The organism is Variovorax sp. GW460-12-1-14-LB1, from assembly GCF_059423605.1.
On record NZ_JBWKYF010000076.1, the window covers coordinates 17,352 to 29,848 of the forward strand.

Below are 12,497 nucleotides of genomic sequence, written 5' to 3' on the forward strand. Positions count from 1 at the left end.
AGAAAAACGCCCCCCGACCGGAGCGGTCGGAGGGCGTGGGCAACCGGTCATGCCGGTGATGCTAACCAGTTATTCGGTCGCGGCGCCTTCGTTGGCGTCCACCGTGCTGGTCGCTGCATCGCTGTCGCCGGAGCCGGCCAGTTCGGCAGCTTCCGACTCGGCGATGGCGCGGCGCTCGGCCTCGTCCATGGCGTCCTTGACCTTGCGGGCCTGGTGGTAGGCCATGCCGGTGCCTGCGGGAATCAGGCGACCGACGATGACGTTTTCCTTCAGGCCGCGCAGCTCGTCGCGCTTGCCCATGATCGCGGCTTCGGTCAGCACGCGCGTCGTTTCCTGGAACGAAGCAGCCGAGATGAACGAGTCGGTCGACAGCGACGCCTTCGTGATACCCAGCAGCAGGTTGGTGAACGTCGCGGGGATCTTGCCTTCGGCGCGCAGGGCGTCGTTGGTGTTGAGCATTTCGCTGCGTTCGACCTGTTCGCCGGAGATGTAGCTCGTGTCGCCGATGTTGTCGACCACGACGCGGCGCAGCATCTGGCGAACGATCACCTCGATGTGCTTGTCGTTGATCTTCACACCCTGCAAACGGTACACGTCCTGCACTTCGTCCACGATGTAGCGCGCGAGTTCTTCCGAACCCAGCAGGCGCAGGATGTCCTGCGGGTCCGCCGGACCGTCGACCACGCTTTCGCCCTTGTTCACCACCTGGCCTTCGTGCACCAGGATGTTCTTTTCCTTCGGCACGAGGTCTTCGTAGACGCCGCCTTCGGGATCGGTGATCTGCAGGCGGATCTTGCCCTTGGTCTCTTTACCGAACGACACGGTACCGGTCATTTCGGCCAGCATGCCCTTGTCCTTCGGCGAACGGGCTTCGAACAGCTCGGCCACGCGCGGCAGACCGCCGGTGATGTCTCGGGTCTTCTGACCTTCGACCGGGATGCGTGCCAGCACTTCGCCGGGGCCCACGTCCTGGCCGTCGCGGATCTGCACCAGGGCGCCGATCGGGAAGCCGATCGTCACCGAGTGGTCGGTGCCGGGGATCTTCACTTCCAGGCCTTGGGCGTCGATCAGCTTGACCTGCGGACGCACGACCTTGGCAGCGCCGCGGCGCTTCGGGTCGATCACGACCAGGGTCGACAGACCGGTCACTTCGTCCACCTGCTTGGCGACCGTCAGGCCTTCCTCGACGTTCTCAAACTGCGCCTTGCCGGCGAACTCGGTAATGATCGGGCGGGTCAGCGGGTCCCAGTTGGCGAGCACGTGGCCGGCCTTGATCTGCTGGTCGGCCTTGACCGTCAGCGTGGCGCCGTACGGCACCTTGTGACGCTCGCGCTCACGGCCGTGCTCGTCATGGATGACGATCTCGCCCGAACGCGAAATCACGACCAGCTCGCCCTTGCTGTTGGTCACGTAGCGCATCGTGGCGTTGAAGCCGATGGAGCCGTTCGACTTGGCTTCCACGCTCGAGGCGATGGCAGCGCGCGAAGCGGCACCACCGATGTGGAAGGTACGCATCGTCAGCTGCGTGCCGGGTTCGCCGATGGACTGGGCAGCGATCACACCGACGGCTTCGCCGATGTTGATCAGGCCGCCACGGCCCAGGTCGCGGCCGTAGCAGGTCGCGCAGATGCCGAAACGCGTTTCGCAGGTCAGCGCGGTGCGGACCTTGACTTCGTCGACGCCCTGGGCTTCCAGTGCTTCGATGTTGTCTTCGTCGAACATCTCGCCGGCCTTGAGCAGCACCGAACGGTTTTCCGGGTGCAGCACGTCGTCCGCCGCCGAGCGGCCCAGGATTCGGTCGCGCAGCGACTCGATCACTTCACCGCCTTCGACGATGGCGCGCATCAGGTAGCCGCCGTGCGTGCCGCAGTCCTGCTCGGTCACGACCAAGTCTTGCGTCACGTCGACCAGACGACGGGTCAGGTAACCCGAGTTCGCCGTCTTCAGCGCCGTGTCGGCCAGACCCTTACGGGCACCGTGGGTGGAGATGAAGTACTCCAACACGTTCAGGCCTTCGCGGAAGTTCGCGGTAATGGGCGTCTCGATGATCGAGCCGTCCGGCTTGGCCATCAGGCCCCGCATACCGGCCACCTGGCGAATCTGCGCTGCGGAACCGCGGGCGCCGGAGTCGGCCATCATGTAGATGGAGTTGAACGACTCCTGCTCGACTTCCTTGCCGTGGCGGTCGATGACCTTCTGCTTGGACAGCTTGGCCATCATGACCTTCGACACTTCGTCGCCGGCCTTGCCCCAGATGTCCACCACCTTGTTGTAGCGCTCGCCGGAGGTCACGAGACCGGAGACGTACTGCTGTTCGATCTCCTTCACTTCCTTGGCCGAGCGCTCGATGATGCCGTGCTTCTCAGCGGGCACCAGCATGTCGTCGATCGCGATCGAGATGCCGGCCTTGGTCGCCAGGCGGAAGCCGTTTTGCAGCAGCTTGTCGGCGAACACGACGGTCTCTTTCAGGCCGCACTTGCGGAACGAGACGTTGATGAGCTTGGAGATTTCCTTCTTCTTCAGCGCCTTGTTGATGTTCGAGAACGGCAGGCCCTTCGGCAGGATCTCGGACAGCAGGGCACGGCCCACGGTGGTGTCCACGAGCGAGGTCGACGGCGTGAACACGCCGGTTTCCTTGTCCTTGGTGTACTCCGTGATACGCACCGCGACCTTGGCGGTGAGCTCGACTTCGTTGGCGTCCAGCGCGCGCTGCACTTCACCGATGTCGGAGAAGATCAGGCCCTCGCCCTTGCCGTTGATGCGGTCGCGGGTCGTGTAGTACAGACCCAGCACCACGTCCTGCGAAGGAACGATCGACGGTTCGCCCGAAGCCGGGAACAGCACGTTGTTGGAGGCCAGCATCAGCGTGCGGGCTTCCATCTGCGCTTCCACCGACAGCGGCACGTGGACGGCCATCTGGTCGCCGTCGAAGTCGGCGTTGAAGGCCGCGCAAACGAGCGGGTGCAGCTGGATGGCCTTGCCTTCGATCAGGATCGGCTCGAACGCCTGGATGCCCAAACGGTGCAGCGTAGGCGCACGGTTCAGCATGACCGGGTGTTCCTTGATCACTTCTTCCAGGATGTCCCAGACCACCGGCGTGCCCGATTCGACTTCCTTCTTGGCAGCCTTGATCGTGGTCGCGATGCCCATGGCTTCGAGGCGCGAGAAGATGAAGGGCTTGAAGAGTTCGAGCGCCATCAGCTTGGGCAGGCCGCACTGGTGCAGCTTGAGCGTCGGGCCCACCACGATGACCGAACGGCCCGAGTAGTCCACGCGCTTGCCCAGCAGGTTCTGGCGGAAACGACCGCTCTTGCCCTTGATCATGTCGGCCAGCGACTTCAGCGCGCGCTTGTTGGCGCCCGTCATGGCCTTGCCACGGCGGCCGTTGTCCAGCAGCGAGTCGACAGCTTCCTGCAGCATCCGCTTTTCGTTGCGCGCGATGATTTCCGGAGCCTTCAGCTCCAGCAGGCGGCGCAGACGCGAGTTGCGGTTGATGACGCGGCGGTACAGGTCGTTCAGGTCGGAGGTCGCGAAGCGGCCGCCGTCCAGCGGCACCAGCGGACGCAGGTCCGGCGGCAGCACGGGCAGCACTTCGAGCACCATCCACTGGGGCTTGATGCCCGACTTGCGGAAGGCCTCGAGCACCTTCAGGCGCTTGGAGTTCTTCTTGACCTTGACTTCGGAGCCGGTCAGGTCGCCGCGCAGGCGTTCGATCTCGCTGTCGAGTTCGATGCCTTCGAGCAGGTCCTTGATGCCTTCGGCGCCCATCTTGGCGATGAACTCGTCACCGTATTCCTTGCGCTTGGCGTCGTAGTCGTCCTCGGACATGATGCCGAACTTCTTCAGCGGGGTCATGCCGGGGTCGGTGATCACGTACGCTTCGAAATACAGCACGCGTTCGATGTCGCGCAGCGTCATGTCGAGCACGAGGCCCAGGCGCGACGGCAGCGACTTCAGGAACCAGATGTGGGCGCAGGGCGCGGCCAGGTCGATGTGACCCATGCGCTCGCGACGCACCTTGGTCTGCGTGACTTCAACGCCGCACTTCTCGCAGATCACGCCGCGGTGCTTCAGGCGCTTGTACTTGCCGCACAGGCACTCGTAGTCCTTGATGGGGCCGAAGATCTTGGCGCAGAACAGACCGTCGCGCTCGGGCTTGAACGTGCGGTAGTTGATCGTCTCAGGCTTCTTCACCTCGCCGAAAGACCACGAACGGATCTTCTCGGGCGAAGCCATGCCGATCTTGATGGCATCGAAATGCTCATCGGGCGTGAATTGCTTGAACAGGTCGAGTAGCGATTTCATAAGACTCTTTCCCTTTTCAACTTAGGAACGCTCGAGCTCGATGTCGAGACCCAGCGAACGAATTTCCTTGACCAGCACGTTGAACGATTCCGGCATGCCGGCTTCGATCGAGTGCTCGCCCTTGACGATGCTTTCGTACACCTTGGTACGGCCTTGCACGTCGTCGGACTTCACGGTCAGCATTTCCTGCAGGACGTAGGCGGCGCCGTAAGCTTCCAGCGCCCACACTTCCATTTCACCGAAACGCTGGCCGCCGAACTGCGCCTTGCCGCCCAGCGGTTGCTGCGTGACGAGCGAGTACGGGCCGGTCGAACGGGCGTGCATCTTGTCGTCCACCAAGTGGTGCAGCTTCAAGAAGTGCATGTAGCCGACGGTGACGGGACGCTCGAACTGGTCGCCGGTGCGGCCGTCGTACAGGTAGGCCTGCGTGCGCGTCTCGGTCAGGCCCTTGAGCTTGGCGATGTCGTCCGGGTAGGCGAGCTTGAGCATGCCGCGGATTTCTTCTTCCGAGGCGCCGTCGAACACCGGCGTCGCGAAGGTCGCGCCGCTTTGCAGGTTCGCCGCCATGGCGAGCAGCTCGGTGTCGCTCAGCTGGTCGAGCTCTTCCTTGCGGCCCGAGCCGTTGTACAGCTGCTCCATGAACTTGCGCAGCTCGGCCACCTTGGCCTCTTGCTGCAGCAGGTCACCGATGCGCTGGCCAATGCCCTTGCCGGCCCAGCCCAGATGCACTTCGAGCACCTGGCCCACGTTCATCCGCGAAGGCACGCCCAGCGGGTTCAGGCAGATGTCGCACGGCGTGCCGTCGGCCATGTGGGGCATGTCTTCGACCGGAACGATCTTGGACACCACACCCTTGTTGCCGTGACGGCCGGCCATCTTGTCGCCGGGTTGCAGGCGGCGCTTGACGGCCAGGTAGACCTTGACCATCTTGAGCACGCCCGCGGGCAGCTCGTCGCCCTGCGTGAGCTTCTTGCGCTTTTCTTCGAACGCGAGGTCGAAGCTGTGGCGCGTCTGCTCGAGCGAGTTCTTGATCGACTCGAGCTGCGAAGCCACGTCGTCTTCCGCCGGGCGGATGTCGAACCAGTGGAACTTCTCGACCGACGACAGGTAGGCCTTGTCGAGCTTGGTGCCCTTGGCCAGCTTGTTCGGGCCGCCGTTGGCGACCTTGCCGGTCAGCAGCTTCTCGATACGGTCGAACGCGTCGGCTTCGACGATGCGCAGCTGGTCGTTCAGGTCGAGGCGGAAGCGCTTGAGTTCATCGTCGATGATCTGCTGGGCGCGCTTGTCGCGCTGGATGCCTTCGCGGGTGAACACCTGCACGTCGATCACGGTGCCTTGCGAGCCCTGGTCCACGCGCAGCGAGGTGTCCTTCACGTCGGAAGCCTTCTCGCCGAAGATGGCGCGAAGCAGCTTCTCTTCCGGCGTCAGCGTGGTCTCGCCCTTCGGCGTGACCTTGCCCACCAGCGTGTCGCCCGGCTGCACTTCGGCACCGACATAGATGATGCCGGATTCGTCGAGGCGGTTGAGCTGCTGCTCGGCCAGGTTCGGGATGTCGCGCGTGATTTCTTCGGCGCCCAGCTTCGTGTCGCGGGCCATCACCACCAGTTCCTCGATGTGGATCGAGGTGTAGCGGTCTTCGGCGACGACACGTTCCGAGATCAGGATCGAGTCTTCGAAGTTGTAGCCGTTCCAGGGCATGAACGCGATCAGCATGTTCTGGCCCAGGGCCAGTTCGCCGAGGTCGGTCGATGCGCCGTCGGCCACCACGTCGCCCTTGGCGATCTTGTCGCCGCGCTTGACGATGGGGCGCTGGTGGATGTTGGTGTTCTGGTTCGAACGCTGATACTTGATCAGGTTGTAGATGTCCACACCGACTTCACCGGCTGCCGCTTCGGCGTCGTTCACGCGCACCACGACACGGGTCGCATCGACGTAGTCGACGATACCGCCACGGGTGGCCGTGACCACGGTGCCCGAGTCGACCGCAGAAACGCGCTCGATGCCGGTACCGACCATCGGCTTTTCGGGGCGCAGCACAGGCACGGCCTGACGCTGCATGTTGGCGCCCATCAACGCGCGGTTCGCGTCGTCGTGCTCCAGGAACGGCACGAGCGAGGCGGCCACCGACACGATCTGCGCGGGCGACACGTCCATGTACTGGATGCGCTCGGCACCGACCAGGATCGATTCGCCGGCTTCACGCGCGGAGACCAGGTCGCCGGTCAGCTTGCCGTCCTTGTCCAAGACCGCGTTGGCCTGGGCGATGACGTACTTGCCTTCTTCGATGGCCGACAGGTAGTCGATGTCCATCGTGACCTTGCTGTCGACCACGCGACGGTACGGCGTCTCGATGAAGCCGTATTCGTTCAGGCGGGCGTACAGGGCCAGCGAGTTGATCAGACCGATGTTCGGGCCTTCAGGCGTTTCGATCGGGCACACGCGACCGTAGTGGGTCACGTGCACGTCGCGCACTTCGAAGCCTGCACGTTCACGCGTCAGACCGCCCGGGCCAAGGGCCGACACGCGGCGCTTGTGGGTGATTTCGGACAGCGGGTTCGTCTGGTCCATGAACTGCGACAGCTGCGACGCACCGAAGAATTCCTTCAGCGCGGCCGAGATCGGCTTGCTGTTGATCAGGTCGTGCGGCATCAGCGGCTCTTGCTCGGCCTGACCCAGACGTTCCTTCACGGCCTTCTCGATACGTGCCAGACCGGTGCGGTACTGGTTTTCGGCCAGTTCGCCGACGCAACGCACGCGGCGGTTGCCCAGGTGGTCGATGTCGTCGACTTCGCCGTTGCCGTTGCGCAGGTCCACGAGGATCTTGACCACGGCCAGGATGTCTTCGTTGGTCAGCACCATCGGGCCGGTCGATTCGTCGCGGCCGACCTTGGCATTGAACTTCATGCGGCCCACGCGCGACAGGTCGTACGTGTCCGGGTTGTAGAACAGGCGCTGGAACAGGGCCTGCACCGCGTCTTCCGTCGGCGGCTCGCCGGGGCGCATCATGCGGTAGATGGCCACGCGCGCGGCGAACTCGTCCACCGTTTCGTCGATGCGCAGCGTCTGCGAGATGTACGCGCCCTGGTCCAGTTCGTTCGTGTAGATGACCTGAATGTCCTGCACGCCGGCCGTGCGCAGCTTCTTGAGCAGCGCTTCGGTCAGTTCGTCGTTGGCCTTGGCCAGGATTTCGCCGGAGTCGGCGTCGACGATGTTGCGAGCGATGACGCGGCCGACCAGGAAGTCTTCCGGCACGCTGATGTGCGTGGTGCCGCCCTGCTCGAGCTCACGCGTGTGACGCGCCGTGACGCGCTTGTCCTTGGCGACCACGACCTTGCCCGACTTGTCGGTGATGTCGAAGCGCGCGACTTCGCCGCGCAGGCGCTCGGAGACGAACTCCATCTGCGCGCCGCTGTCCATCAGGCGGAAGTTGTCGTTCACGAAGAAGTTCGCGAGGATCGATTCCGGGTTCAGGCCGATGGCCTTCAGCAGGATCGTGACCGGCATCTTGCGGCGACGGTCCACGCGGAAGTACAGCATGTCCTTCGGGTCGAACTCGAAGTCGAGCCACGAACCGCGGTAGGGAATCACGCGGGCCGAGAACAGCAGCTTGCCCGAGCTGTGCGTCTTGCCCTTGTCGTGTTCGAAGAACACGCCGGGCGAACGGTGCAGCTGCGAGACGATCACGCGCTCGGTGCCGTTGATGATGAACGAACCCTTGTCGGTCATGAGCGGCACTTCGCCCATGTAGACCTCTTGTTCCTTCACTTCCTTGACCACCTTCGACTGCGAGGTCGACGACTCGCGGTCATAGATGATGAGCTGCACCTTGGCGCGCACGGCCGAGGCGAAGGTCAGACCACGGGTCTGGCACTCGCGCACATCGAACGCCGGCTTCGCCAGGTTGTACTCGAGGAACTTCATCTCGACGAAACCGTTGTGCGAGACGATCGGGAAGGCAGCGTCGAACGCGGCCTGCAGGCCTTCGACGGTGCGGTGCTTGGGGGCGATGCCGGCTTGCAGGAACGCGGTGTACGCGTCTTTCTGCATCTGCAGCAGGTAGGGGATTTCGACGACGCTGTCGCGGTTACCGAAACTTTTTCGGATGCGCTTGCGTTCGGTGTAACTGTACGCGGACGATTGGGCCATGAGAGCTCCGGTGCTTGAGATCTTCAGCGACTTGTCAGCAGTGCCGGGCGAACGGCACCACTGCTTGGCGGCTGGCCACTACCAGCCGTTGGCGGACGGCGATGCATTGCACATCGCCCGAACCAAGGGGTCTTCTGCAGTCGGGTTCAGAAGACACTCAAAAACGTCTTGGCTTTTGCTTTTTCATCGACCTTTCGGTCTCTGAAAGAACCGGCGCCAAGCCGGCTTTTGGGTGCGCTCTGAAAGCGGCAAAGGCTGGAGGGCCTTTTCAGGCACCTCCAGCCCTCTAGGGGGTCTGAATTACTTCAGTTCCACCTTGGCGCCGGCATCTTCCAGCTTCTTCTTGGCGGCTTCAGCGTCAGCCTTCGACAGGCCTTCCTTGACAGCCTTGGGAGCGGCTTCCACCAGGTCCTTGGCTTCCTTGAGGCCCAGGCCGGTGATTTCGCGCACGGCCTTGATCGCCGACACCTTGTTCGCGCCAGCATCCATCAGCATGACGTTGAATTCGGTTTGCTCTTCAGCGACTGCAGCAGCAGCGCCACCGCCGGCAGCGGGTGCCGACATGGCTGCGGCGCTCACGCCAAACTTCTCTTCGATGGCCTTCACCAGGTCGTTGAGTTCCAGGACCGTCATTGCGTCGAGCGCGGTCAGAAATGCGTCTTTATCGAATGCCATTTTTGTTTCCTAACAATTGGGTTGAATATTCAAAAACGAGGGCGCGCTCAGGCGGCCTGCGCTTCTTCTGCCGGTGCATCGGCGACGGGTGCAGCTTCGCCACCACCACGCTTCTCGGCCAGCGCCGCGAGCACGCGGGCGGTACGAGAAATCGGGGATTGCATCAAGCCCAGCAGTTGCGCCAGCAGCACTTCCTTGGAAGGGATGTTGGCCAGTTGCTTCACGCCTTCGACGTCCAGGGCCTTGCCACCGAATGCGCCACCGCGAATCACCAACTTGTCGTTGGTCTTCGCGAAATTGGCCACCACCTTTGCGGCAGCCACAGCGTCTTCGGAGAAGCCATAGATCAGCGGACCGGTCATCTGGTCGCCGACGATCTCAAACGGGCTGCCAGCGACAGCACGGCGAGCCAGCGTGTTCTTCAGAACACTCAGGGTCACACCGTTGCTGCGCGCTTCGCTGCGCAGTTTGGTCATATCGGCCACCGTGATGCCACGGTATTCCGCCATCACGAGCGTTTGAGCTTTTGCGGCGAGGCTGGTCACATCACTGATGACCGCTTCTTTCTCACTGCGATTCAGACTCAAGGTCTACTCCTTTTAATGCGACCTTCGGCCGGGGCCTCGGATCGCGCTTCATGCAGCGACCAACTGTTTCGGAACAAAAATCAAATTCCTTGCAGTGGGGTCGCCATCTGCGCTGGATACCGGAAGGATCGATCCGGCCATTAAGTGCAGCGCCCTGCACACCAGCGGTCTTGGATGGCTCGCGGCAACCGAAGCTGCCGCGACCCACCACATCTGCCCTCTCCTTGCGGGATCGGGCAAATCTCTTTAGCTCGCCGAGATGGTTTGCGTGTCCACGCGGACACCCAGACCCATGGTCGACGACACAGCCACCTTGCGCAGGTACACACCCTTGCTGGTCGCCGGCTTGGCCTTGACCAGAGCGTCGATCAGCGCAGCGAGGTTGCCCTGCAGCTTGTCGTTGTCGAACGAGCGACGGCCGATCGTGCCGTGGATGATGCCGGCCTTGTCGACGCGGAACTGGACCTGGCCAGCCTTGGCGTTCTTGACAGCGGTGGCGACGTCAGGCGTCACGGTGCCAACCTTGGGGTTGGGCATCAGGCCACGCGGGCCGAGGATCTGACCGAGCGTACCGACGACGCGCATGGCGTCAGGGGCAGCGATCACGACGTCGAAAGGCATGTCGCCAGCCTTGACCATCGCAGCCAGGTCGTCCATGCCGACGATGTCGGCGCCGGCGGCCTTGGCTTCTTCAGCCTTGGCGCCTTGGGCGAACACGGCGACGCGCTTGGTCTTGCCGGTGCCGTTCGGCAGCACGACAGCACCGCGAACCACCTGGTCCGACTTCTTCGCGTCGATGCCCAGCTGCACGGCCACGTCGATCGATTCGTCGAACTTGGCGGTGGCGGCATCCTTGACGATGACGATGGCGTCAGCCAGGGGGTACAGCTTGTTGCTGTCGACCTTGCCTTGCAGCGACTTTTGCTTCTTGGTGATCTTGGACATTTACACGCCCTCCACATTCACGCCCATCGAGCGGGCCGAGCCGGCGATGGTGCGAACTGCTGCGTCGAGGTCGGCGGCAGTCAGGTCCTTCATCTTGGCCTTGGCGATTTCTTCGAGCTGAGCGCGCGTGATCTTGCCGACCTTGTCGGTGTGCGGACGGGCCGAGCCCTTGTCCAGCTTGATGGCCTTCTTGATCAAGGTGATCGCCGGGGGCGTCTTGATGATGAAGGTGAAGCTCTTGTCAGCGAACGCGGTGATGACCACCGGCAGCGGCAGACCCGGCTCGACGCCTTGGGTTTGCGCGTTGAACGCCTTGCAGAACTCCATGATGTTCAGACCGCGCTGACCCAGTGCGGGACCGATCGGCGGGGACGGGTTGGCCTTACCAGCTGGCACTTGCAGCTTGATGAAGCCGACGATTTTTTTCGCCATGCTTTGCTCCTTGCGGGTGATATCGCCTTGGCTCTCGCCGCGGCTCCCCGGGGTTAAACGACTCTTCGATCAAGACCGCGCGCCGAGTCGGACAACGCGCAGCCGGAAACTGGCAGGCCCGCCCGAAGGCAGGCCATGGGATCAGGTCTTCTCGACCTGACCGAATTCGAGCTCCACAGGGGTGGCGCGGCCGAAAATCATGACCGACACGCTGACCTTGCTCTTCTCGTAGTTGACGTCTTCCACCGTGCCATTGAAGTCGGTGAACGGGCCTTCCTTGACGCGCACGAACTCACCCACGGTGAACTCGACCTTGTGGCGCGGCTTCTCGGTGCCCTGCTGCATCTGGTTGACGATGTCCTCGACCTCTTTCTGCGAGATCGGGGCCGGACGGTTCTTGGCACCGCCCACGAAACCCGTCACCTTGTTGGTGTGCTTCACCAGGTGCCAGCTCTCGTCGTCCATGATCATTTCGACCAGCACGTAGCCCGGGAAGAAACGGCGCTCGGTGGTGCGCTTCTGGCCGTTCTTGATCTCGACCACTTCTTCGGTCGGAACCAGGATGCGGCCGAACTTGTCCTGCATGCCGGCGCGGGTGATGCGCTCGGTGATGTTGCGTTCGACAGCCTTTTCCATGCCCGAGTAGGCATGCACCACGTACCAACGCAGATCAGGGTTGGCAGCGGGGGTCAGGAGAGGGTTCTGCTCCTCTTCCGGCGTGCTCTGCGTGGTTTCAACTGCGTCGTCGGTCATTATTTTCTCCAGCCCAGAATGAGGTCAAAGAACACCCATTCGAGCGTCTTGTCGGTGAGCCAGAGGAAGACGGACATGATCGCCACGAAGGCGAACACATAGGCCGTCATCTGCATCGATTCCTTGCGGGTCGGCCACACGACCTTCTTGACCTCGCGCCACGAGTCACGACCGAAAGCCCACAGCTGACGGCCATTCTCGGAGCTGCCGAAGGCGCCCACGGCCGCAGCCAGGCCGACCAGCAGCGCAGCCCATTGCACCAGCGAGCCTTGGCGCGACAGCAGGTAGAACGCCACGATGGCGCCCACTGCCAGCACCACCGCCGCAGCCAGCTTGGCTTTGTCGGCACCCGTGCTCACGGTTTCGATTTGAGAAGTGGCCATGTCGGCTGATTTCCTGTGGCCTCGCGGCCTTCAATTCAATGCGTCTCTTGAGACGCCGAAGCCCATCGGATCGCGATGGGCTTGTCGGGGTGCCACCTAGGTGGCAGGGGCAGTAGGAATCGAACCTACAACCTTCGGTTTTGGAGACCGACGCTCTGCCAATTGAGCTATACCCCTCCGGTACTCTTTACGCTCGGCTTAGATGTCGAGGATCTTGGCCACGACGCCCGAACCCACGGTACGGCCGCCTTCACGGATGGCGAAGCGCAGG

General features: G+C 62.9%; 9 protein-coding genes and 1 tRNA gene. All 10 read right to left on the reverse strand.

The window, feature by feature from the left end; translation table 11 throughout:
- Positions 1 to 69: 69 nt before the first annotated feature.
- Entirely contained in the window at positions 70 to 4,305 is a 4,236-nt protein-coding gene (rpoC, locus tag AC07Y4_RS27530; RefSeq protein WP_062479330.1) for a DNA-directed RNA polymerase subunit beta', read from the reverse strand.
- 21 nt (positions 4,306 to 4,326) lie between these two features.
- A complete protein-coding gene (rpoB, locus tag AC07Y4_RS27535) occupies positions 4,327 to 8,451 on the reverse strand; it encodes a DNA-directed RNA polymerase subunit beta (RefSeq protein ID WP_095743426.1) in 4,125 nt (1,374 codons plus the stop codon).
- A 300-nt stretch (positions 8,452 to 8,751) separates the two neighbouring features.
- Positions 8,752 to 9,126 (reverse strand): 50S ribosomal protein L7/L12, encoded by a 375-nt coding sequence (rplL, locus tag AC07Y4_RS27540; RefSeq protein WP_070063901.1) that lies wholly within the window; start codon positions 9,124 to 9,126, stop codon positions 8,752 to 8,754.
- Between the two features lie 47 nt (positions 9,127 to 9,173).
- A complete protein-coding gene (gene rplJ, locus AC07Y4_RS27545; protein WP_056584633.1) occupies positions 9,174 to 9,713 on the reverse strand; it encodes a 50S ribosomal protein L10 in 540 nt (179 codons plus the stop codon).
- 246 nt (positions 9,714 to 9,959) lie between these two features.
- Entirely contained in the window at positions 9,960 to 10,658 is a 699-nt protein-coding gene (gene rplA, locus AC07Y4_RS27550; RefSeq protein WP_062479319.1) for a 50S ribosomal protein L1, read from the reverse strand.
- On the reverse strand, positions 10,659 to 11,090 hold the full coding sequence (gene rplK / locus AC07Y4_RS27555) for a 50S ribosomal protein L11 (protein WP_056584627.1): 432 nt from the start codon (positions 11,088 to 11,090) through the stop codon (positions 10,659 to 10,661). It abuts the gene before it with no gap.
- A gap of 141 nt (positions 11,091 to 11,231) precedes the next feature.
- The gene (gene nusG, locus AC07Y4_RS27560) at positions 11,232 to 11,843 is read right to left on the reverse strand and encodes a transcription termination/antitermination protein NusG (RefSeq protein WP_062479316.1); all 612 of its coding nucleotides are present in this window, start codon (positions 11,841 to 11,843) and stop codon (positions 11,232 to 11,234) included.
- Positions 11,843 to 12,226 (reverse strand): preprotein translocase subunit SecE, encoded by a 384-nt coding sequence (secE, locus tag AC07Y4_RS27565; RefSeq protein WP_062479313.1) that lies wholly within the window; start codon positions 12,224 to 12,226, stop codon positions 11,843 to 11,845. Before secE ends, nusG begins: the two co-directional genes overlap by 1 nt.
- A 101-nt stretch (positions 12,227 to 12,327) precedes the next feature.
- A tRNA-Trp gene (locus tag AC07Y4_RS27570) sits at positions 12,328 to 12,403 on the reverse strand.
- A gap of 21 nt (positions 12,404 to 12,424) precedes the next feature.
- On the reverse strand, positions 12,425 to 12,497 hold a 73-nt coding region (locus AC07Y4_RS27575; RefSeq protein WP_487861899.1), incomplete at its 5' end, for an EF-Tu C-terminal domain-related protein.